Source organism: Agrobacterium sp. S7/73, assembly GCF_019355535.1.
GTDB lineage: Bacteria > Pseudomonadota > Alphaproteobacteria > Rhizobiales > Rhizobiaceae > Agrobacterium > Agrobacterium tumefaciens.
In genome coordinates this window covers 309,246-330,101 of sequence record NZ_CP072138.1, presented here as the reverse complement: position 1 = coordinate 330,101, position 20,856 = coordinate 309,246, and the positions used below count along the sequence as shown (strand labels likewise).

Below are 20,856 nucleotides of genomic sequence, written 5' to 3'. Positions count from 1 at the left end.
CGGTGGAGCGTTGGATACTTGGGATATTTTTTAAAGGTGCACCCGTGACTCAGAATGAAGAAGTGAAGCTCGCATCACAAACAGATGCCGCTCTCGATCTTATTCGATCGCATATCATCGATATGGGACTGGAGCCTGGAAGCAGGATCGACGAGCGAATTCTCGTGGATCGGTTTCAGCTCGGCCGCACACCGGCGAGAGAGGCGATCAATCGCCTGGTGGCTGAAGGCTTCGTCAAAATCATGCCGCAGCGGGGTGGAACCTATGTCCGCAAGCTCGATATGGACGAGATGGGCGAGGTCATCGTAGCGCATCAGCTCGCCGAATCCGTAGCCGGGCAGATGTGCAAACTTGACGATCCAACGCTTCTGCCAGACCTTCGGGCCATTCAGCGCCGTTATACAGAAAGCGTTAAAAACAGGGAGTTCCTAGCGATTACGCAGCTCAATCAGGAATTTCACTTGCGCATTCATAAGACCATTGGCAACGGCCTGTTCTACGACTTCGCAGAAAGCACTCACCGACACGTCCGCAGGCTGAACGTCTACATCTACAAAGCAGAGGTTGCCGATCCGGACTATCAATCCGGGCAGTTTGCCGCCAACCTCGACCAACACAACCAGATCATCGAAGCTATAGAAAGACGCGACAGGGCCGAGCTGATAACATTCCTGCCGGAACACGCTCGATACACCCAGCGCCGCCTTCTCCGACTGCTTGAGAACAAGACGGTGGGCTCTCTTACCCTTGATGTCGAAGACATAGAGTAAGCGTACGCCTCCACAAACTGTGGCTTACACACGTCAGATATGGCTCCGTCGATAATCTCGTCGGGGCCATATATATTTTGTATCAGACGGCGGTGAGAAGGACCTGTCCTTTGACTGCATTGCGCCGAAAAAAGCAGCATAGAGTGTTTATTTCATGGGCCTTGTGCGCATTCTGACGCCAATTTGGTCACGAACCCAATCTGCTGAAAAAACATTCTTGACAGCATAATATACGTGATGGATATTTGCTCATCAGCCAACCCAATACGGGCACTCTATTGGAGGGGACAGTGGCAATTCCTAAGATCAGATTGATGAGCACTCTTGGCGTCCTCGCTCCCCTCCGGGAGAGGATTCTTCCCGAGTACGAACGAAGCCGAGGCATCTCTCTCGACGTCATTTTCAACCCTACAAACGTCCTGGCTGATCGCGTTGATGCCGGAGAACGGGCCGACGTTATCATCGCTATATCTGACATGGTGAGAGGGCTAGCCAACAACGGCATCCTTTCGATGGGAAGCATTCGCGATCTCGCGTCGACGACCGTTGGCCTGGCGAAAATTGCCGGCTCGCCGGACGTTACCATCAACTCAGAGCAGGAGTTCATCTCGTGCATGCTTACCGCAAGATCGGTCGTCTTTTCCCAAACAGGCGCCAGCGGTGTTTTCTTCCGCACCTTGATCGAACGGCTCGGCATTGCCGAACAGGTGCTCGCAAAAGCCAAGATTATCCCGCAAGGCCTGACGGCCGAGCATATTCTAACGGGTGAGGTTGAATTCGCTGTTCAGCAAATGAGCGAACTGCTTGCCGTGTCCGGCGTAGACGTCATCGGGCCTTTTCCGGCTGAGCTCAATCATACAACGATCTTCACGGCCTCAGCCTTTGCTGAGCAGCAGGACTCTGAAGTTGTCGCCGATTTCCTTGAGTTCATAACAAGCAATTTCGCTCGGAAATCATATCTGGCCGGGGGTCTTGATGTGCCCGGGGGCGTAGTTGGCGCAGGAGCAGTTTAATGGGAGAACTCGACTTTTCGTTTCTCAACGAGTACATGGGCCAGATACTCGGCGGCATCGTTTCAACGTTGCTGATGACGGTCCTCGCACTCATCCCCGGAGCAATTCTCGGCGTCGTCTGCGCGTTGGCGCGGGTCCATGGTTCACGTAATGCTGATCGAATTGCCGGCTTTTACGTCGAGATTATCCGCAACACGCCATCTCTGATTCAGGCATTCTGGCTGTTTTTTGGTCTCGCGTCGCTTGGTATCCGTCTGAGCCCATTCACAGCGGCAGTCATCGCGTTGATCGTGAACTTCGGAGCTTATACCGGTGAGATCATCCGAGCCGGCCTCGAAGCAACTCCAAAGGGTCAGATCGAAGCTGCGGACTGTCTTGCTCTGTCCCCACTGCAGCGCATCCTTTACATCGAGCTGCCGCAGGCTTTCGAGCGCGTCTATCCGGCGCTGGTTGGACAGTCCATCCTGATGATGCTTTCGACCGCGATCATGTACCAGATCTCCGCCCAGGAATTGACCGGTGTTGCCTGGCTCATCCAGTCGTTCACGTTTCGCAGCTTCGAAATCTATCTCGTCGTCGCGGTCATCTACATCATCATAACGGCGCTGATGCGCGGCCTTCTCAACGGCGCAGGCCTTCTCGCCTTTGCCCGCCTGAGAAGGCTTCGGACACCATTGTGAGGACGCCATGCTCGGTTTGACCATACAACAATACGGCGCGCTCCTGAATGGCGCAGGGTGGACCATTGTCCTTTCATTACTCGGCTTTCTGGGCGGCACCATTCTAGGCTTTCCGCTGGCGCTGCTATTGATCTCAAAGTCAACGATCTCCCGTTTGATCTCATCGATTGTCATCATCATCGTGCAAGGCATTCCCCTTCCAATCTTGATGTTTGCAGTCTATTTCGGCGCTGGTTTGACAGGGTATGACCCTGCAACACTGACAGCCGCGGGACTTTCCATGGCGATCTACTCTGCAGCATTTCTCGCGGAAATCTGGAAAGGAAGCCTGCGGGCTGTGCCGAGCACGCAGTGGGAGGCCGCCGACTGCCTCGCTTTGACCAAGACGGATATCCTCTTCCGCATCATAATACCCCAGGCCATACGCATCGCCACACCTCCGACCATCGGCTTCTTCGTTCAGGTCGTGAAGAATACTTCTTATGCAATCGTGCTGGCTTTCGCGGAGCTCACCTACACGGCCCGCGTGGTTAACAATACGAGCAATGAACCCTTTGTGATCTTCACAATTGCGGGGGTGATCTACTTCGTCATCTGCTTCCCGCTTTCGATTCTCAGCCGGCGCCTTGAACGGGCGACCGGGAAATACAGAAAGGCGTCTTCGTGATGGCTGCCGCAATCGTATCCTTCAAGGAAGTTCACAAGAAATTTGGCGATCTTGAAGTGCTGAAAGGCATTTCGCTCGATATCGATGAAGGCAAGGTCGTCGCAATCCTCGGGCGATCAGGCTCAGGAAAGAGCACCGCCTTGCGCTGTATAAACGGCCTCGAAAAGATCAATGGCGGAGCGCTTTCGGTCTGTGGCTTTGAGATCGATGACAAACAGATCGATCTTCGCAAGCTGCGGCAGGACGTCGGAATCGTCTTCCAGAGCTACAACCTTTTCCCGCATCTGACGGTCGCCGAGAATGTTACAATAGCGCCCCGTCGTGTCCTTGGTGTACCTAAGCACAAGTGCCGCGAATTGGCAGAAGAGGTTCTGTCGAAAGTGGGCCTCGGCGAAAAGATCGACAACTACCCGGAGCAGCTTTCCGGTGGCCAGCAGCAGCGTGTCGCCATTGCGCGATCACTCGCGATGCGACCCCGCGTGCTGTTGCTCGACGAGGTCACGTCCGCGCTTGACCCTGAGCTGACCGGAGAGGTCCTTCGCGTTATCGAGAACCTCGCAAAAGAAAAAATGACGATGATCCTCGTCACGCACGAAATGGCATTTGCCCGCAAAGTCGCAGACCAGATCGTGTTCATGCATCACGGCAAGATTTGGGAGGTGGGAGATCGCTCGCTTCTTGATTTGCCCCAGACGCCCGAACTCAAGCAGTTCGTTGCCAGCGGTCTTTGATCGCGAAACCAACACTAATCACAACAAAAAGGAGAACAGCATGCTCAGCTCGCATTTCGCTATCGGAATTTTGACTGCCGTAATGACTGCGGCAACCTCTTTTTCGGCTTCGGCCGCAAGTCTCGAAGAGATCAAAAGCCGCGGCAGCATCATCGTCGGCATCGACTTTTCGCACCCTCCCTTCGCCGGCGTGAATGCAAAAAATGAGCAGGAAGGTTCGGATCTCGAAACGGCACAGCTCCTCGCGAAGGATCTCGGCGTGAAACTGGAGACAGTCAACGTTTCAGGACCGAACCGAATTCCATTCCTCCTCAGCAACAAGGTCGACATAGTCGTCGCCGCGATCTCCATTACCAAGGATCGCCTCAAGGTGATCGACATCTCGACACCTTATGGTGTTGTGCCGCTTAACATTTCCGCGCCGAAGGAGGAGAATGTCAAAGGGCCGGCGGACCTCGCCGGCAAATCAGTTGCGGTTGCCAGCGGCGTGACAGCCGACATCGAACTTGTACGTTCGACGAAGGACGTTCCCGGCGTTGAGATCGTGCGCTATGCGGACGAGTCCACCACCCGGACGGCAATCCTTACCGGCCAGCAGAAATATCTGGCGTCCACATTGTCGGACCTTGGCGAAATCAAGAAGCAGAAGGCCGATCTCGACCTGGAGCTCAAGTTCACGCTCAAGACCTACCCGATGGGTATCGGCATCAAAAAGAACTCACCTGAGCTCCTGGATTGGACCAACAAATGGGTCGAGGCCAATGTCCAGAACGGCAAGCTGAACGACATATTCGTGAAGTGGTTCGGTCAGCCTCTCCCCGCCGATATGAAAAGCCTCGATATCAACTAACCCCCAAAGGAGGCTCGCAGATGAGCAATCAATCGAACCACCAACCCAGCACACGGGTCAAACCCGTGGTCGTTCACAACGGAGTTGCCCACGTCAGTGGGCAACTGCCACGAGAGAATGGCGTCCTGGCGTTGCGTGGAAAAGTCGGAGCCGAGGTCAGTGTTGTGCAAGCGCAGTCAGCCGCTGCACTGTCAATCAATGCCTGCCTGGAACAGCTCCGGAATGCGATCGGTCCAGAAGGACGAATAGAGCGCATCATCAAGATTACAGGATTTGTTGCGTCAGCACCGGGGTTTAACCAGCAAGGAGCGGTCATCGATGCCGCTTCTGATATTCTGCTGGACCAGTTCGGCCCAAGCGGCGCCCATGCAAGAAGCGCCGTTGGCGTCGCCGAACTTCCTCACGGTGCCCCGGTGGAAATCGAAATGATCGCGGCCGTCACGATCTGACCAGCGACCGGTATCCCGATAATTGGAAAACAAGCATGCGTAAGGGAGAACACCCATGACAGCTTACCTGGACCAGAACGGTCAGAAACTTCCGCCGAGGTTCGTGAACTCAGACGGCATCCGTTTTCACCATCTGCGCACCGGTACAGGCCCGACCGTTGTATTGATCGCTGGATTTCCGCAGAGCGTTTATGCGTGGCGTCGGGTCATCCCGCTCCTCGCGAAGGATTTCGATGTGATCGCTCTGGACCTTCCGGGCCAAGGTGACTCTGACAAGCCGATCGGCGGTTATGACACGGCAACCACAGCCAAAAGGGTCAACGCCTTCCTCAAGACGATTGGCGTCGGACGTCACTTTCTGGTGGGACACGATGTCGGATCCTGGGTCGCCTATCCATACGCGCACGAGTTTGCCAGCGATCTGGACGGTATCGTCTTCCTCGATGCAAACATCCCCGGGGTGACATTGCAGCCCTACATCAATGTCGCCGACCCGGACTACTGGCGGAACTGGCACTTCCTGTTCAATATCATTGAGGACCTTCCGGAGGCGCTGTTGAAAGACAGGGAACGGATCCTCATTGAGTGGTTTTTCAACAAGAAGACAGCAAACGCAATGGCGACCTTCAGCAAGGACGATATCGACGAGTATGTGCGCGCCTACAGCAGCCTTGGCGGCATGCGAGGCATGCTCGGTTACTATCGAGCCGTCATCCAGGACATGGAATACAACAAGCGGCTATTCGCGACGAAAATCTCTGTGCCGGTCCTCGCGCTGGGTGGGGATGTAGGGAGCGCTCCGGGAATATTCGAGGCTATGAAACCGCTTGCCGAGAACATCCAAGGGGGCGTGATCGCCAATAGTGGGCACTATATTCCCGAGGAACAGCCGGAAGAACTTGTGTCAGCCTTGCAGGAATTTTTCTCGAACATACAGGCTCGCTGATGTCTTCCCTGAGGTTTAGGGGCTACTGCTGGACATTGAAATTGCTCTTGAGCAGCAATAGCCCCCACCTCCCGGATGCTGCACATCATCACTCGATGTCTGGATCGACACGAACCTGCAACAAGCCTTCTGTCGGTATATACACGATCATCGAAAGGTTGGTGGACCCCTCAACGGTCAATGCAGCATGTCGATAGGTCTGAGGACCGTGGACAGGGTGGCGGATCGTTTTCAGGCCCTCGCCAATCGGAAGGACTTCCTGTCGCTCCCACATTTGCCGAAATTCAACGCTCAGCGACTTGAGATCCGCCACGAGTGCTTCAAACATCGGATCTTCGTTTGCGCGGGCATAATCCAGGCGAAATTTGGCGACGGTTCGACGTGCATCGCCCTCCCAATCGAGCATCGACTGTCGCATGTCCGGTGACGTGAATACCAGTTGCAAAAGATTGACGTGACCAAGGTCGGACTTGGTAAAGTCAGGAAATATCTCCCCCGCTAAAGGGTTCCACGCCAGGACATCCCACCTGTTGTTCTTAATATAGGCGGGGTGCGGGAGCGTATTCAGCAAGGCAGTAACGGTTTCAGGAATACCCTGCGGAGGCTGACTGATTGCGGGGGGAAGCCGATGCTGCGCCAGCATGAAAAGATGACTGCGCTCCGCTGAGGAGAGCCGAAAGGCACGAGAGATCCTCTCAAGGAAATCTGACGAAACGCTGATGTCTCTTCCCTGCTCGAACCACGTGTACCAGGTTACACCGACCCCTGCCAGATAAGCCACTTCCTCACGCCGTAAACCGGGCGTTCGTCGCCTTGGCGACGTAGGTAAGCCCACGTCCGCTGGCTTGCTTCTCGACCGAAGGCTACGGACGAACCCAGCCAGTGCCAGCCTATGGTCGACGCGATCCAACTTTCCCATCTGTCACCTTTGGTAATAGGATAAAATGCTATCTGGTACATATATAACTATCACATATCCTGTCTCAGTTAACATTCAAAGGATGCAAGATGAGTAGGATTGCCGGCAAAGTGGTGGTTATAACCGGAGCGAGCAGCGGAATTGGCGCGGCGACGGCGCGATATTTGGCTAAGGAAGGAGCAAAAGTCGTCGCAGCCGCCAGGCGAAAAGACGAACTTGACGCCTTGGTCGCCGAACTGATTGAAAATGGCGGTCAGGCGCTAGCCGTTCAGGCAGATGTTACCCGTCGCGAAGACGTATCCCGTCTGGTCGATGGTGCCAAAGCCCATTACGGCACTGTTGATGTTTTTATCAACAATGCGGGTATTGGCCCGATCTCTCCGCTCGATGATCTGCGCGTAGATGAATGGGAACGGATGGTCGACGTGAACGTCAAGGGCGTCCTGTTCGGGATCGCGGCCTCACTACCCGTCTTTCGCGCGCAGCGCTCCGGCCATTTCATCGCAGTCGCGTCGACTGCTGGTATGAAAACTGTGCCAACGCAAACAGTTTATTCTGGGACGAAATTTGCAGTCAGAGCAATTTGTGAAGGCTTGAGGCAGGAAGCTGGTCCTGACTTAAGAGTTACGGTAATTTCACCGGGAGCGGTCAACACGCCGTTCGTTGAAGATATAGCCAACATGGACGTTCGGGCGAAATATATCGGCTTGAGAGATGACATGGCGATAGAACCTTCGGCCATAGCCCGCGCCATCGGATTTGCCATCGAGCAACCAAGCGAGGTTGACATCGGCGAGATAGTCGTTCGCCCCACGGCACAGAGTTAGCACTAAACCTCTCAGTTAATCGACGCATTTGCTCGTACAGGCCCTAACTCCGGCGACCATGCTGTCGCCGGAACGCGCACGACACCGCGAAGTTGTGCGGCATGAATGATATTGCGCTTGCAATTGATTGCTACCTAGTTAGCCAAAAAAATTGCCAGCGGGCGGCCTATGTCTCACCTTGAGATCCCATCAGGGGTGAGTAGCGGCCTGCACCATGGCAGAGTGAGGTCGCTAGAAAACTCTCTGGAGGCCAATCATGCCGATAACAGCAGATCAAACTCAATCGCAGATCACTACTCCCGTCGATCTTGGCGCAATATTCGTCTCGTTGGAATTGAGTAAATCGACCTGGCTGGTGACAACTCTGTCCCCTGGCAGCGAGAAGATGTCTCGCCACTCCGTTACTGGAGGGGATATTGCCGGCTTGTTTGCATGCTTTGCAGCGCTTCGTCAGAAAGCCACTCGGCGAAAGAACATAGTTTACCCACTGGTGGTGATCCAGGAGGCCGGGCTGGATGGCTTCTGGCTGGGACGAGTGCTCAGCAAGGAGGCTTGGATCGAGAGCCACATTGTAGAAGCCGCATCAATTGCCATGCCGCGCCGGCATCGCCGGGCGAAGACCGACCGTATCGACGGCGAAACGCTGATCCGCGCATTGATGGCATGGAAACGTGGCGAACCTCGCGCGTGCTCAATGGTCAAACTTCTCTCACCCGAGGAAGACGACAATCGACGGATTGGACGGGAGCGGAAAACTCTGATTGCGGAACGTGTCTTCCACGTCAACCGCATAAAGGGGCTGCTCTTCACGCAAGGAATTCGGGATTACCAACCTGTCAATCGAGATCGCCGCCAACGCCTGGAAGAACTTCGGACTGGCGATGGTCGGCCACTCTCAAAGCATTTGAAAGGGGAAATCTGCAGAGAACTCGATCGCCTCGAATTGTTGCTCACACAAATCAAGGCTGTTGAAGCCGAGCGAGATGCCTTGATTGTTCAGGAGACGCCGGAAACGCCGAAAGAGGCGGCCGCGCTTTTAGGCATTAAAGGAATAGGCCCAGAGTTCGCTACGGTACTTTACACGGAAGGCTTGTTCCGACACTTCGACAATCGGCGGCAAATCGCATCCTATGCGGGCCTTGCGCCCTCCCCTTGGCAAAGCGGCAACGTCAATCGTGAACAAGGGGTCTCGAAAGCGGGAAATCCGCGATTGCGGGCAACGATGGTCGAACTCGCCTGGCTATGGCTGCGACACCAACCGAAATCGACTTTAACGCTATGGTTTAAGGAACGCATCGCTCGGAACGCCGGCCGTTTAAAGACGCCGATGATCGTTGCGCTCGCGCGTAAGCTGCTCGTGGCCCTCTGGAAGTATGTGAGCTCCGGCGTCGTCATCGAAGGTGCCATCATGAAAACCGCCTGAAAGACAAACTGCTGCGAAACACAGTTTCTAATCCTCAGGGCCTGATCAGCCCTGACGGATCCAGGTGAACGGACCGGGTATCCTTTTGGCTTCAAACGCCGACCTTGAGTTTGGTCCCGTTCTCCTGCGACGATCAAAGCCTTGGTTCCGGATCCCGGCGGCTTTAAGTCCGGGCGGCACTTCGCCGCGTGGGTGGGACTGACCCCCAGGCCTCATTCCAGCGGAGGCAAAGAGCGATTGGGTAGAATCTCGAAAATGGGGAATCCCGAACTCCGTGTTCTCCTGGTCCTCGGAGCGACAGCCGTTCTGCGGATTGCCCGGAACGATGAAAAGGCACGACCTTGGTTAAAAGCACTGCTTGCCAGACGTCCATTCAAGGTGGCCGCTGTCGCGTTGGCCAACAAAATGGCTCGCATCATCTGGGCCCTCTTGAATAAGGGCGGATTTTACGATCCTCCGGAACCATCCCCAAATTTAGCGACAATCTGAAGAGTATCAGGACTTACAACTGATCTGACCGGCGTCGGCCGACAGATGCAAGGTGCAACAGCAAACGATGAAGCCATGGGACGAAATTCCGGAACGAGCGAAGCCGCCAACCTCAGTGCACTCCAAAGTGCGTGGATGTGATTCAGCTCCTCGTTTCGCGGATCTCATCGAGGCCAGCGGTCATGCACCGCCCTCACAGGCCGTACATATGAACGCACCGTCCTCGTGGGTGAAATCAACTGGAAGCCTCTTGCACCGCGGGCCGTTCCACATATGAGGTTGTATAGGCCCGAGAACCGGGCCGGTAATTGCTATGGGCTCAGACCGTGGATCCGCCTACGAAGGAGAAATTCGATGCCACTCGAATGAACAATTGACAAAAATCCTGATGTGATAGGATACGAACCTACGACCCGTGAAACATGAAGACATTAGCTGCACTCAACAGGTCGTAGATTTCCGCACCAAATGGTGCTATACGAGCTACTCATTTACGGGGGCTGGAACATGCGATCAACCATAAATATCGACGACAATCTTATGGAACGGGCCAAGTCCCTCACGGGCACCAAGGAAACAGCAGCTCTCGTGCGGCAAGCGCTGGAGACACTCGTGCGTGTGGAATCCGGCAAACGGCTGATCGCGCTTGGCGGCTCTATGCCTGAGGCTGAAGCGTCGCCTCGCCGACGGAGCGACGTGGCAAAGTGATCCTGGTAGACACCTCGATCTGGATAGATCATTTTCGATACGATGACTCAGAACTACGAAAAATCATCAATGATGACCAGCTGCTCTGCCACCCATTCGTTGTAGGCGAATTGGCGCTCGGCAGCTTAAGAGAGCGGGCTGCAGTTTTAGAATTCCTAGCAGCTCAACGCGAGGCGCTAATCGCGACCCATGCAGAAGTAATGACGATCATTGATCGTCATTCGATATTCAGCATGGGGATTGGTTACACAGATGCGCATTTACTTACTTCAACGTTGCTCGACCGGCGATCAAGCTTGTGGACAAGAGATAAGCGCCTAGCGGCCGCAGCGCAAAAAGTTGGTGCGGCACTTTACCCGCACGCGCACGCCTCTCATTAGAACAATAACACAAGGACCGCTCAGCAATATTGAGGCTCTTGAACCGATATGAACGGGCGACCAGGAATTGGTTCAGAAGGCCTTGTTTGCCAAGATATTAGATGCTCACCTGAAAGAAATTAAAAAGGAAGGCCCGTGACTCCAGAGGCCGTCTTCAACGCCGAACCTCAACGGCAGCGCTTGTAAAGCACTGGCTTGCCCGTCCCGAACCCTTCGGGATTGTAGATCATCTGATCCTTGTCGGCCGCATATTCGAAGTTGTCGACGTTCCCCTCCTCCACATAATGGATCGCCCCGTAGCCACGTGGGCTTTCTTTGGGTGCAAAGTACACCGCATCGGGCTTATTCCCCTTGTACTGGAGCGTGCCAGCGGTGATGGTCACCGTCAGACCGCTGCATTTACCGCCTTCAGCCCACACTCCCTGCGCTGCTTTTGGAACTTTTGCGTCCTCTGCGAAAGCATCGCTCGAGACGAAGACCAGGTTGAGCAGTCCGGCGATGATGAAGATGCGTGGCATGTTCTACTCCTGTGTAAGGTGGGATGGATGAATACGACCTGATATCAAGGTCAGGTCGGGATGGGACGTATCGGTCGGCGCTGGGCACGTGATCAATATTCGTCAAGTGCTTCGAGCACCAGTTCCGCGGTCAGGCCGCTGCTATACTGCTGCTGCCCGGTGATCAGCCGTCCATCGCGGATGGCGAACGGCTCATTGGCACTGCGGCAGAGGAAGCTCGTGCCTTCGATGCGTGCCGCCGCGCTCTGGATAGTGTAGTCGTTCAGCGTCATGCCGAAGGCGCTGTTGACCTCTTCTTCCTCCTCGTCGGTGAAGCCCGTCCATTTCTTGCCGTCGGCCAACAGCTTGCCGTCGGACAGGCGGGTCCAGAGCAACAGCGAGGAGCCGTGGCAGATCAGCGTGACGATCTTGCCTTTCTCATAGAAGGACGCGATCAGCGCGTGCAGCTCGGTGTCGTCCCTGAAGGTCAGCAGCGGACCGCCGCCGCCGGCGACCCAGACCGCGTCATAGTCGTCCACCGACACGGCGCTGATCGGCAGAGTGTTCTTCAGCATCGCTCCGAACCTGGCGTGGTTCACGAAGCCGAGGCTGATGAGATCGTCGGCATAGGTGCCGCCGGGCGTGCGCGGGTCGCTATGGGTGTCGAACATCACCTCACCGCCTTTCGGCGAGGCGAGATCGACCTGGTGCCCGGCCTCGGTGAACATCAGGAAGGCGCGCGTCATTTCCTCGGCGAAGAATCCGACCGGAAAGCCCTTGAGCTCAGCCGTGTTGGAGACAATCGACAGGATGCGTCGCGGCTTGCGCTTCACGCCGATCCGGGTTTCGATTTTCAGGTCCGATGCTGGCACGTGCTGATTGCTCCTTGTTGTTGGTGTCGTAGCCTGGAGCATCCAGTTGAGCTCCTTGCGGCGAGGCGTGGATGGCGAGGCCTCACCCCTGGAAGCCGCCTCCCTTGAGATAGGCGTTCTCTTCAGCGGTAGTGGTCCGGCCGAGAATGGGATTGCGATGCGGAAAGCGGCCGAAGCGGCGGATGATGTCGCGATGGCCCTCGGCATGTTCCAGCCAGGGCTGGCCCAATCCGGTGTTGAGGCGGACCGACATCTCCTGATCGGCCATCTCCTCCGAATGCGCGAAGGGCAGGCAGAAGAACAGCCGCAGATCCGGCTCGACACGCGCCATATGCCTTGCGTCGAGCACCTGCCGGGCAAAGTGGCGGGCGAGCGGATCGGTGGCGAACATATGCGCAGTGCCCCGAAAGGCGTTGCGCGGAAACTGATCGGTCAGGATCAACAGCGCCAGTGCTCCATGCGGCGTCTTCGTCCAGTCATCATGCTGGCGCGCAGCGACGGCCATGTGCAGAGCGAGGAAGCGGTCACGGAACTTCTCGTCGAATGCTGCGTCCTTTTCGAACCAATGCCCGAAGGACATTTTCCAGAACGCCACGACATCGTCGGCCGTGCCTTGCCGACCGGCATCAGGCCGCCAGCCTCCGAACGCTCGCATTGCCCCGGTCCTCAATGTGTCGCCTGCGGCCTGGCTGTCTTGCGGCGCTTGCGCACCAGCCGCCCTTCCCAGAAGCCCGTCGCCAACATGACGATCGTCGTCAGCCAGCCCATGGTCAGCAGATCGACAAATGGCGCGACGGGAAAGAGCGCCAGAAGTGCTGCGACGCCCGCCATGTGCGAAACCGGTAGCACGCCGTAGACGACCTTCTTGTAGACGGCGCTGCCGAGCAGATAGATCGCCGGGCCGCCCGACAGCATCAGCGCATAGGCGACTTTGAGCCCGTCGTGGGGATGGGCGAGCACCAGATCGTTGCCGACCGCGGTCGCAATAATCCCCGCGACGAGGATGGCGTGAACGTAGTGGAAATACGCACCGATCCGGCCGGGATCGTCAGAATGCGTGATGGCGTCGGTCGCATCCTTGCTCGATGTGCCGAAATAGAGCCACCACATGGCGAGCGTGCCGAGGAAGGTTGCGAGCAACGCCGAGAGGATGGATACGTCCCAGCTTTCCGCGCGCGCCATGGTGGCGCCGGTCGCCAACAGCGTCTCGCCGAGCGCCACGATGCAGAAAAGCTGGCAACGTTCCGCGAGATGTGCACCTTCGATCGTCCAGTCGCTCGTCTTCGAGCGCCCGAGGCCCGGTATCGGGAATCCGAACATCGGCGAAACATATTCGCAGAGGACGGCTATAGCCCAGAACGCCATGCGTGCCTCATGCTCGACGAAGGCGCCGGCGATCCAGAAGATGGCGGCGATCGACACCCAGCCCAGCATGCGCCGGTAGTTGGCCGAAAGCGGATGATCCGAGCCCAACTCCCAGACAATATAGGCCGTGCGCCCGACCTGGATCGCCACATAGGCGAGCGCGAAGACCCAGCCGCGTTCGCCGAAGGCGCCGGGGATCGCCGAGGCCATGAGGAGGCCGGCCAGCATGACAGCGAAGATCAGGCCGCGAATGCGCGGTGTTTCCGGGTCGAACCAGTTGGTGACCCAGCAGGTATATTGCCAGCCGAGCCAGACCCCGAACCAGAGGATCAGCGTCTCGATGACGCCGGTGAGGTTCAGATTGGTCAGCAGTTCGTGGCTGAGCTGCGTCACCGCAAAGACGTAGACGAGATCGAAGAACAGCTCCTCAAAGGTGACGCGCGCATGATGACCGTCGCGGCGCCTCAGAAGCGGATGACTGTGCGGAGTATTGCTGTTGCCAGACGTGTTGGTCATGCGTTTATCCATCCTCAGGAGCGTGAAATCTGCCAGATCACCACGACCGCCAGGATCGCGGGCACAGTGAAGACGACAAGGAGGATCGGCAACTCGTCGCGCACCGAGTAGCCAGCGTAGCTGACACCAACCCAGAGATTGGCGATCGATACAACGAGCCAGGCGGGAATGAAGAGTTTCGCCGCCATTGCAAGACCGGTGGCATCACCACCCCAGAGCTTTCCAAACAGCAGGAACACGCCGAGCTGAACGACGCCTCCCGCAATAACCATCAGCATGTGCATTTCGTTTCCCCTATCCGTTGGTCGTCATCATCACACAGGTGCATTCGCCGCCGTTGCCTCCGGTGGACGCAATGGCATCGCTGCCGCTGCAGCATCTGTCGCCGTCGCTGTTCCGGAACGGACGGTGACGGCGTTGGAAGCAAGCGAGAGCCCTGCGGCCTTGAAGGCAGAAAGCAGCCGCTTCATGCCCTCGCGCTTCAGGATACTCGGATTGCCAGGGCGGGACGTGAATTTGAACCGAACGACCATTGATGTTTCCGTGACAGTCTGAATCCCCTGCATTTTGAGGGGGACCAGGAACTCAGGCCCAAACTCCGGATCTTCCAGCATGGCGAGCCCGACCTTCTTGGCCGTCTTGCGGATCAGCTCCGCATCTGCGTCCCGCTCGAAGCGCAGTTCGAATTTGATCGTGCCCCAGTCGCGGCTGTAATTCGTCACCGAACCGATCTGGCCGAACGGGATGGTGTGGACAGGACCATTGTGGTGGCGCAGTCGAATGGAGCGGAGCGAAATGTGCTCCACGGTGCCCATGAGCCCCCCGGTGTCTATGTACTCGCCAATGCGAAACGCATCGTCGGCAATGAAGAAGATGCCGGACACCACATCCTTGACCAGCGTTTGCGAGCCGAACGACAACGCCAGGCCGAGAACACCAAAACCGGCAAGCAGCGGCGCGACGTTGATGCCGGTTGACGACAGCACCAGAAGAGCAGCTATTGCGAGAACCGCGCCCAGCGTCAGATTGCGGATAACGGGCATGACCGTGGACATGCGGCTGGCCGGTTGCTTGTGCGCATCGTCCTCCTCCTGTCCGGGAAGGGCAATGGCAGCCGTCGGTGCGATCGTATCAAAATACCGCCAGAGGCCGCTACACAGCGTCCAGCTTGCGACGACTGCGAGGCCGAGACGTTCAAGCCAGACGAACCAGCCTGTCACAACAGCCGTTTCGCCGGACATCAGCGGTTGCCAGAGAGCGACGATCAGATGCAACCCGATGAGCCAGACCGCACCTGAAACAGCGGTGCGAAGTCCCCACAGGAGGGTGGAATGCAGTCCGGCCTCACGGTTGCGGGCAAAATGTCCGAGAAGCGACCATGAACCCAGCGCGATGACCGGAACAGCGATCAGAACGATCTGCGTTGTTCCCGCCGCAAAGCTCCACGCCGCGCTGTTGGGCGTTCCGGCAACCAGAAAGCCAGCGAGCCAGATCGCCAGCGCCGAAATCGCGTAGAAGTCCGGCAGGATATATCCGGCCATCCGCCGGACAGCACCCGCATCGGTTCCGGTAAACGCATCTCTGATATCGCGCCGTCCGGCGATAAACCACCAGAGTTTCAGCAAGGTCAGAACGGTCGTCCCGATCAGGAACCAGCCTTCGATGGCACCCTTGTCCAGGGCGCGTGCATCGGCGAGCCTGACAGTTTCACCAACGAGCGAGCCGATGGCGCCATATGCGATCAACATTGCAAGATGCCATTGCCGCCGCGCAATTCTGATGAGCGGCTCGCCATCAGAAAGCGGTGCGAGGAAGACTCTCCCAGATGCAGCGTAAAGCGCCGTCACCGTAGCGATCGTCACCAGACCTGCCGCAATCTGAAAGGACAATGTTCCCTCTTCCAGCAAAAGGCGGAGACCAACATTGGAAACTGAGACCAGTATCCCCACGGACACCAGATCCAATGCAAAACGGGTGATGGCGACCTTCATTCGTCCGGGAAGCGCCAGCCGGTCATCGCGCCGCTGGAATTTTCCCGGAAAGATGCGTCGGAACGAAAAGGCACCGAGTACGCCCGCCGCTATGGCGAGGACAGCAATCCCCACGACGGTAAAGCCATTTCGTCCTTCGCCAGCGAGCGCCTTTTCCGTATCTGAAAAAACCTCTTCGATCCCTGACAACCCATTGAGAGCCAGCTTCGCTCCCCGGACGAAAGCGCGCGAAACCCCGGCCAGAGGCCCAGCCTCCGGTTCCATATCGGCCGTCGAAACCGGGACGGCAGCCTCGGAAGCTTGAGCTTCCTTTGCATCTTGCCATACGACAGCAACGGGTCGCCCGGTTTGCGCGGCAGCGCCGAGCAACCGGCCGATCTCCGCATCGCTCTGACCCTGCCGCAGAATAACCGTGATCGGTGGTTCCTGCGCGGACGCGCCCGTCACAGCAACCAGAAGCGCGATTATCCCAGCGCAGGCTACAAAGATAGCCCTCCAGCGTGGATCTCGCCGTTGCGGGCGAAACATCCCTTGACGTTCGCCGGATAAATACCCGGCCGCTGCAACAGTAAGTACTCCTCCCTTGCTCATGAAACCACGCTCATATTTTTGGCGATGTCCTTGTGGGCATTGGGAGGGAAGACGATCCGCCAGACACAGCTCGTGGTCGAGTTTCTGAGGAGCTGCACGCAATCGGCCGCGAATAGCGATTGGAAACGGTTTTTCATTGCGGACTCCATCGAAACGAGCGGTGGCGAACGGATGCGGCCGGGACCAGTCCCGGCCGCAACGCGAATTACTTGGTAGTGTAGCCGCCGTTGACGAGGATGGTCTGGCCGGTCATCCACCAACCGTCCGAGACGAGGAAGCGGATGAACGGGACGATGTCGTCGATGTCGGTCAAGCCGGTCTTCGAGAAATTCGATAGCGCAGCCGCCGTCTTGTGATAGGCGACCGCATCGGCGCCCTCGGCCGGATAGAAGAACGGCGTGTCCATTGGACCCGGACCGATCGCCGTCACCGAGATGCCGCGCTCGCCGAACTCTTTGGATGCCGCCCGCGTAAAATGTTCCACCGGCGCCTTGGTACCGGCATAGGCCGCGTAGAACGGGGTAAAGGCACCCAGCAGCGATGTCACGACGTTGCAGATCTTGCCGTTGTCGTTGAGATGCTTGCCTGCTTCCTTGATGAAGAAGAAGGCAGACTTCGAGTTCACCGCAGTCATCTCGTCATATTCAGCTTCCGAGATCTCGACCATCGGCTTCTTCAGCACTTTGCCGACCGTGTTTATGGCGATGTCGATGCCGCCCATCGCCGCCTTGGCGTCTGCAAACAGCTTTTCGTTCGCGCCGGCTGTGGTGAGGTCGGCCTGGAAGGCAAATGCTTCCGCGCCGGCGGCCTTGATCGCAGCCACCGTTTCGTCAGCGGCCGGTTTCGTGGCGCTGGTGTTGTAGTGGACAGCCACCGCCTTGGCGCCCGCTCCGGCGAGATCGCGCGCGATCAGCCCGCCGAGGTTCTTCGCGCCGCCGGCGATGAGAACCGTTTTTCCCTTGATGCTATGATCGGTCATTTGTGTTGCCTCCTTCGGGCTTGCCTTGCGGTCACCTGCGCGACCGCTTCCTGAAATGCACAATATCGTCTATAGATTCGTCATAAAGTCATTCATTCTGACATCACCTGTCAGAGATTCCGACCAATCAAACAGACAAAAGCCCTTGGACCGTATCGATCTCTTCCGCGTATTTGCTCGCGTTGTCGAATGCGCCAGCTTCACCCGCGCCGCCGATACGCTCGGGCTGCCACGTTCGTCCGTCTCGGCCGCCGTGATCGAACTCGAAGCGCGTGTTGGCGCCCGCCTGCTTCACCGCACCACTCGAAAAGTTTCTCCTACCCAGGACGGCAAAGCCTTCTATGAACGCTGCCTGCGGTTGATTGCCGATGTCGATGAAACGGAGGGGCTGTTCCGGCAGACGTCTGTCGGTCCAACGGGCAAACTGCGGATCGACGTGCCGGGCCGGATCGGTCGGCTGATCATCGCGCCTGCCCTGCCGGAGTTCCTGGATCGTCATCCCCAACTCGACATCGAACTTCGCGTCACCGACCGGGCCGTCAACCTCGTGGAGGACAGCATCGACTGCGTGCTGCGTGTCGGACCACTCGGGGACTCCGGCCTGATCGCACGCAAGATCGGTGACCTGCCGCTGATCAATGTCGCCAGTCCCGGCTACCTCGCTCAATACGGCACGCCGAGCGCGCCGGACGATCTCGGGGAACACCTCGCCGTCAACTATGCGTCACCATCGACCGGCCGAGTCGAAGACTGGGAATGGATCGAGGATGGCGAGATGCGAACGCGGCCGATGCGCAGCCGAGTCACCGTCAACAGCGCCGAAGCCTATATTGCCTGCTGCCTCGCCGGCCTCGGGCTTATCCAGATCCCGGCTTACGACGTCGGGGGCCATATTGAGGCTAACGAGCTCGTCGAGGTAATGCCGCTACATCGGGCAGAGCCCATGCCGATGACGCTGCTCTATCCGAACCGTCAGCATCTTTCCCGGAGGCTTCAGGTTTTTGCCGATTGGCTTGAGCTGCTCTTGAAGCGGGAGCTCCTGTAATCAACGCAGGGTAAGAGCTGGTAGGAGCCGAACGGGCAGCACGGCAGATGAGGTTCTCTTTTTGTGGAACGGGTGCAGCTTCGAGGTATACGAATTCGTCGCCACGGAATGGCTCGACTGGTTTAATCTTCGAGGCTCATGGAGGCCGGCGGGGAACCGTGCCGGCAGCCGAAACCGCGTGGATCTTGTGACTGCTGGACGAACCAGACATGGCTGCGTAACCTAAACCGAGCTGTCTCCGGCAAAACCGGCATCTCATCATGTATGCTCGATCGAAAAAAGGGACAGAAATGGAAGCTCTGCCAACTCATGCTGAATATTTTGGGCATGTGCGCACGATTATTGGCATGGTACTCGGCCTGAGCCTTGCCAGGCTGGTCAACGGTATGACACGCTTCGTGCAGCACCCGGGGACTATCAAGGTCTATCTCGTCCACCTTGGCTGGGTCATATTCCTCTTCATTACGATCGTGCATTTTTGGTGGTACGAGTTTCACTTGTCCCTGGTCCCCGTCTGGACCTTTCCGCTGTACGCCTTCTTGATTTTCTACACGATGGTGTTTGCAGCGCTCACTGCCCTGTTGTTTCCCGATCAGATGACTGACTACAAGGGGTTCGAGGACTATTTCGAACAGCGGAAATGCTGGTTCTTTGGGCTCATCGCTTTCTCCTCCCTTCTCGATGCCGGGGATACACTGATCAAGGGAACCGATTACCTGCGATCACTTGGCCTTGAATATCCGATCCGTCAGGCGGCGTTCGTCCTTTTGTCCATCGCCGCAATGTTCATCAACTCCAGGCGGGTGCAGTTGGGCTTGGTACTTGCTGCAATAACTTATCAAATTAGCTGGATAGTTAGGCTTTATGATATTCTCTGACGAACGAGTCACCAGCGTCGGTCAAGTCGCCTTGAGTTTTCACTTGAAGAACTGAACACCTTTATGAGGTCTGACCTGCCACTGAACTTTCATCCAGTGGCGATTAGAGCCCCGGCGGTTTTGAATACGCCAAGTGGCGCGGTGTGAGCAACCGGCGGAAACGCGAAGCTTTCATTTTGCGCAGCGTTGGAGCCGGTTGCGGCGATGGACCCGGCATAGTCGGCCGGGGTCTGATATCCGAGCGATGAGTGCGGCCGGAAATTGTTGTAATCTTCGGCCCATTCAGCGATGGCGCTTCGGGCATGATCGAGGCCGAAGAACAGGCTTTCGTTGAGCAATTCGTCACGCATTCGCCCGTTGATGGGGAAGACGGCCCCGCTCCGAACCGGTTGGTCGTATAGTGACGAGCCAACTCAAACAGGAGCCTTTGATATGATTGCCAGCACAATAGGCCTCGATCTGGCCAAGCATAACTTTCACGTCCATGCGGTGGATGCCGGGGGCTCAGTGGTTAAAACCGCCGCGCTCCGCCGAAGCGAGATGATCAAGTTCTTTCAGGATGCCAAGCCATGCCTTGTTGGTATGGAAGCTTGCGCCACAGCGCATCATTGGGCTCGCGAGTTGATGAAGCTCGGCCACGAAGTTAGATTAATCCCTCCTTCGTACGTTAAGCCGTATGTGCGGCGTGGCGCGAAGAATGACGCCGCCGACGCCGCAGCCATCTGTGAGGCTGTCCGTCGGCCTCACATGCGCTTCGTTCCGATCAAATCTGTTTAGCGGCAATCTCGATGAGAATCAGCGTCATTCAGGATGCTTCTACACCTGCCACGTATGGAACGCCACGGGTTGGAAAAGTCTGTTAAAAACGGACCAGCACTTGCTGGGCATGGTGCCGAAGCGGTCCGCGATGCGATCGCCGATACCATCATGGAACTACCGACGCACCTGCGCCGATCCTTGACTTGGGATCAGGGTGCCGAGATGGCTCAGCACGCACAGCTTCGGATCGACACTGGCCTCGATATCTACTTCTGCGACCCTCAGAGCCCCTGGCAGCGCGGGAGCAACGAAAACACCAACGGTCTGCTGCGACAATACTTTCCCAAGGGTACGGACCTGAGCAGGCATGGGGCAAATGAACTCAGAGCTGTCGCACATGCGCTCAACAGCAGGCCCCGCAAGACGCTGGACTGGCGCACCCCTGCAGAGGCTCTCGACGGACTGCTCAAATCAGATATCATCGAGGGTGTTGCTGTGACCGGTTGAATCT

At 57.1% G+C, this 20,856-nt stretch carries 22 protein-coding genes and 4 pseudogenes; 17 read left to right on the top strand and 9 right to left on the bottom strand.

Features of this window, described 5'->3' with window-relative positions; genetic code table 11:
* Window positions 1–44 precede the first annotated feature (44 nt).
* The 8 genes from J5276_RS26155 to J5276_RS26120 all read left to right on the top strand — a co-directional run bounded on the left by J5276_RS26155 (window position 45) and on the right by J5276_RS26120 (window position 6,106).
* The gene (locus J5276_RS26155) at window positions 45–770 is read left to right on the top strand and encodes a GntR family transcriptional regulator (RefSeq protein WP_162697302.1); all 726 of its coding nucleotides are present in this window, start codon (window positions 45–47) and stop codon (window positions 768–770) included.
* A gap of 290 nt (window positions 771–1,060) precedes the next feature.
* Window positions 1,061–1,783 (top strand): substrate-binding domain-containing protein, encoded by a 723-nt coding sequence (locus tag J5276_RS26150; protein ID WP_174066456.1) that lies wholly within the window; start codon window positions 1,061–1,063, stop codon window positions 1,781–1,783.
* On the top strand, window positions 1,783–2,463 hold the full coding sequence (locus J5276_RS26145) for an amino acid ABC transporter permease (RefSeq protein ID WP_174066454.1): 681 nt from the start codon (window positions 1,783–1,785) through the stop codon (window positions 2,461–2,463). The genes J5276_RS26150 and J5276_RS26145 overlap by 1 nt, the downstream gene beginning before the upstream one ends.
* Window positions 2,464–2,470: 7 nt before the next feature.
* Window positions 2,471–3,130, top strand: coding sequence for an amino acid ABC transporter permease (locus J5276_RS26140; RefSeq protein WP_174066452.1), 660 nt, complete (start codon window positions 2,471–2,473; stop codon window positions 3,128–3,130).
* Window positions 3,130–3,861 (top strand): amino acid ABC transporter ATP-binding protein, encoded by a 732-nt coding sequence (locus tag J5276_RS26135; protein ID WP_112651882.1) that lies wholly within the window; start codon window positions 3,130–3,132, stop codon window positions 3,859–3,861. The genes J5276_RS26140 and J5276_RS26135 overlap by 1 nt, the downstream gene beginning before the upstream one ends.
* Window positions 3,862–3,901: 40 nt before the next feature.
* Entirely contained in the window at window positions 3,902–4,711 is an 810-nt protein-coding gene (locus tag J5276_RS26130; RefSeq protein WP_112651880.1) for a transporter substrate-binding domain-containing protein, read from the top strand.
* A gap of 20 nt (window positions 4,712–4,731) precedes the next feature.
* Window positions 4,732–5,160: a RidA family protein gene (locus tag J5276_RS26125; protein ID WP_112651878.1), complete on the top strand. Its 429-nt coding sequence runs from the start codon at window positions 4,732–4,734 to the stop codon at window positions 5,158–5,160.
* A 55-nt stretch (window positions 5,161–5,215) separates the two neighbouring features.
* The gene (locus J5276_RS26120; protein WP_112651876.1) at window positions 5,216–6,106 is read left to right on the top strand and encodes an alpha/beta fold hydrolase; all 891 of its coding nucleotides are present in this window, start codon (window positions 5,216–5,218) and stop codon (window positions 6,104–6,106) included.
* An 88-nt stretch (window positions 6,107–6,194) separates the two neighbouring features.
* Here J5276_RS26120 and J5276_RS26115 read toward each other — a convergent pair whose 3' ends face one another.
* A complete protein-coding gene (locus J5276_RS26115) occupies window positions 6,195–7,025 on the bottom strand; it encodes a helix-turn-helix transcriptional regulator (protein WP_112651874.1) in 831 nt (276 codons plus the stop codon).
* Between the two features lie 89 nt (window positions 7,026–7,114).
* Here J5276_RS26115 and J5276_RS26110 point away from each other — a divergent pair, with 89 nt between their 5' ends.
* From J5276_RS26110 to J5276_RS26090, 5 genes and pseudogenes are all read left to right on the top strand, one after another.
* Window positions 7,115–7,852, top strand: a complete 738-nt coding sequence (locus J5276_RS26110) for an SDR family oxidoreductase (RefSeq protein WP_112651872.1) — start codon at window positions 7,115–7,117, stop codon at window positions 7,850–7,852.
* A 256-nt stretch (window positions 7,853–8,108) separates the two neighbouring features.
* Window positions 8,109–9,275: an IS110 family transposase gene (locus tag J5276_RS26105; RefSeq protein ID WP_025591801.1), complete on the top strand. Its 1,167-nt coding sequence runs from the start codon at window positions 8,109–8,111 to the stop codon at window positions 9,273–9,275.
* A 126-nt stretch (window positions 9,276–9,401) separates the two neighbouring features.
* A pseudogene (locus J5276_RS26100) lies at window positions 9,402–9,764 on the top strand (transposase); the annotation flags it as partial.
* Between the two features lie 507 nt (window positions 9,765–10,271).
* On the top strand, window positions 10,272–10,472 hold the full coding sequence (locus tag J5276_RS26095; protein WP_013637280.1) for a type II toxin-antitoxin system VapB family antitoxin: 201 nt from the start codon (window positions 10,272–10,274) through the stop codon (window positions 10,470–10,472).
* Window positions 10,469–10,852: a type II toxin-antitoxin system VapC family toxin gene (locus tag J5276_RS26090; protein ID WP_112651992.1), complete on the top strand. Its 384-nt coding sequence runs from the start codon at window positions 10,469–10,471 to the stop codon at window positions 10,850–10,852. Before J5276_RS26095 ends, J5276_RS26090 begins: the two co-directional genes overlap by 4 nt.
* A 167-nt stretch (window positions 10,853–11,019) precedes the next feature.
* Here the strand turns inward: J5276_RS26090 and J5276_RS26085 are convergent, their stop codons facing one another.
* The 7 genes from J5276_RS26085 to J5276_RS26055 all read right to left on the bottom strand — a co-directional run bounded on the left by J5276_RS26085 (window position 11,020) and on the right by J5276_RS26055 (window position 17,663).
* Window positions 11,020–11,370 (bottom strand): hypothetical protein, encoded by a 351-nt coding sequence (locus J5276_RS26085; protein WP_112651994.1) that lies wholly within the window; start codon window positions 11,368–11,370, stop codon window positions 11,020–11,022.
* A 92-nt stretch (window positions 11,371–11,462) separates the two neighbouring features.
* Window positions 11,463–12,221, bottom strand: a complete 759-nt coding sequence (locus tag J5276_RS26080; protein ID WP_035201237.1) for a type 1 glutamine amidotransferase domain-containing protein — start codon at window positions 12,219–12,221, stop codon at window positions 11,463–11,465.
* 82 nt (window positions 12,222–12,303) lie between these two features.
* Window positions 12,304–12,876, bottom strand: a complete 573-nt coding sequence (locus J5276_RS26075; RefSeq protein ID WP_112651996.1) for a DUF924 family protein — start codon at window positions 12,874–12,876, stop codon at window positions 12,304–12,306.
* A gap of 11 nt (window positions 12,877–12,887) precedes the next feature.
* Window positions 12,888–14,102, bottom strand: a complete 1,215-nt coding sequence (locus J5276_RS26070; RefSeq protein ID WP_112652008.1) for a low temperature requirement protein A — start codon at window positions 14,100–14,102, stop codon at window positions 12,888–12,890.
* Window positions 14,103–14,116: 14 nt separating this feature from the next.
* A complete protein-coding gene (locus tag J5276_RS26065; protein WP_112651998.1) occupies window positions 14,117–14,386 on the bottom strand; it encodes a hypothetical protein in 270 nt (89 codons plus the stop codon).
* Between the two features lie 30 nt (window positions 14,387–14,416).
* A complete protein-coding gene (locus tag J5276_RS26060; protein ID WP_209159903.1) occupies window positions 14,417–16,684 on the bottom strand; it encodes a mechanosensitive ion channel family protein in 2,268 nt (755 codons plus the stop codon).
* A gap of 205 nt (window positions 16,685–16,889) precedes the next feature.
* The gene (locus J5276_RS26055) at window positions 16,890–17,663 is read right to left on the bottom strand and encodes an SDR family oxidoreductase (RefSeq protein WP_112652002.1); all 774 of its coding nucleotides are present in this window, start codon (window positions 17,661–17,663) and stop codon (window positions 16,890–16,892) included.
* A gap of 145 nt (window positions 17,664–17,808) precedes the next feature.
* Between J5276_RS26055 and J5276_RS26050 the strand changes: the two genes are divergently transcribed.
* Window positions 17,809–18,708, top strand: a complete 900-nt coding sequence (locus tag J5276_RS26050) for a LysR family transcriptional regulator (protein ID WP_112652004.1) — start codon at window positions 17,809–17,811, stop codon at window positions 18,706–18,708.
* A gap of 290 nt (window positions 18,709–18,998) precedes the next feature.
* The gene (locus J5276_RS26045) at window positions 18,999–19,586 is read left to right on the top strand and encodes a hypothetical protein (protein ID WP_174066925.1); all 588 of its coding nucleotides are present in this window, start codon (window positions 18,999–19,001) and stop codon (window positions 19,584–19,586) included.
* A gap of 89 nt (window positions 19,587–19,675) precedes the next feature.
* On the opposite strand, the pseudogene J5276_RS26040 reads toward J5276_RS26045, so the two are convergent.
* A pseudogene (locus J5276_RS26040) lies at window positions 19,676–19,957 on the bottom strand (transposase); the annotation flags it as partial.
* 61 nt (window positions 19,958–20,018) lie between these two features.
* On the opposite strand from J5276_RS26040, the pseudogene J5276_RS26035 reads away from it, so the two are divergent.
* Together J5276_RS26035 and J5276_RS26030 are read left to right on the top strand one after the other, a co-directional pair.
* Window positions 20,019–20,357: pseudogene (locus J5276_RS26035) on the top strand (transposase); the annotation flags it as partial.
* Between the two features lie 33 nt (window positions 20,358–20,390).
* Window positions 20,391–20,852, top strand: a pseudogene (locus J5276_RS26030) (IS30 family transposase); the annotation flags it as partial.
* Window positions 20,853–20,856 lie beyond the last annotated feature (4 nt).

Bases quoted from the DNA above. Each gene is read 5' to 3' on its own strand.
- J5276_RS26060 (WP_209159903.1), bottom strand. From the start codon at position 16,684: ATGAGCAAGGGAGGAGTACTTACTGTTGCAGCGGCCGGGTATTTATCC.
- J5276_RS26055 (WP_112652002.1), bottom strand. From the start codon at position 17,663: ATGACCGATCATAGCATCAAGGGAAAAACGGTTCTCATCGCCGGCGGC.
- J5276_RS26085 (WP_112651994.1), bottom strand. From the start codon at position 11,370: ATGCCACGCATCTTCATCATCGCCGGACTGCTCAACCTGGTCTTCGTC.
- J5276_RS26135 (WP_112651882.1), top strand. From the start codon at position 3,130: ATGGCTGCCGCAATCGTATCCTTCAAGGAAGTTCACAAGAAATTTGGC.
- J5276_RS26105 (WP_025591801.1), top strand. From the start codon at position 8,109: ATGCCGATAACAGCAGATCAAACTCAATCGCAGATCACTACTCCCGTC.
- J5276_RS26065 (WP_112651998.1), bottom strand. From the start codon at position 14,386: ATGCACATGCTGATGGTTATTGCGGGAGGCGTCGTTCAGCTCGGCGTG.
- J5276_RS26070 (WP_112652008.1), bottom strand. From the start codon at position 14,102: ATGACCAACACGTCTGGCAACAGCAATACTCCGCACAGTCATCCGCTT.
- J5276_RS26110 (WP_112651872.1), top strand. From the start codon at position 7,115: ATGAGTAGGATTGCCGGCAAAGTGGTGGTTATAACCGGAGCGAGCAGC.
- J5276_RS26075 (WP_112651996.1), bottom strand. From the start codon at position 12,876: ATGCGAGCGTTCGGAGGCTGGCGGCCTGATGCCGGTCGGCAAGGCACG.
- J5276_RS26045 (WP_174066925.1), top strand. From the start codon at position 18,999: ATGGAAGCTCTGCCAACTCATGCTGAATATTTTGGGCATGTGCGCACG.
- J5276_RS26115 (WP_112651874.1), bottom strand. From the start codon at position 7,025: ATGGGAAAGTTGGATCGCGTCGACCATAGGCTGGCACTGGCTGGGTTC.
- J5276_RS26130 (WP_112651880.1), top strand. From the start codon at position 3,902: ATGCTCAGCTCGCATTTCGCTATCGGAATTTTGACTGCCGTAATGACT.
- J5276_RS26140 (WP_174066452.1), top strand. From the start codon at position 2,471: ATGCTCGGTTTGACCATACAACAATACGGCGCGCTCCTGAATGGCGCA.
- J5276_RS26120 (WP_112651876.1), top strand. From the start codon at position 5,216: ATGACAGCTTACCTGGACCAGAACGGTCAGAAACTTCCGCCGAGGTTC.
- J5276_RS26125 (WP_112651878.1), top strand. From the start codon at position 4,732: ATGAGCAATCAATCGAACCACCAACCCAGCACACGGGTCAAACCCGTG.
- J5276_RS26095 (WP_013637280.1), top strand. From the start codon at position 10,272: ATGCGATCAACCATAAATATCGACGACAATCTTATGGAACGGGCCAAG.
- J5276_RS26145 (WP_174066454.1), top strand. From the start codon at position 1,783: ATGGGAGAACTCGACTTTTCGTTTCTCAACGAGTACATGGGCCAGATA.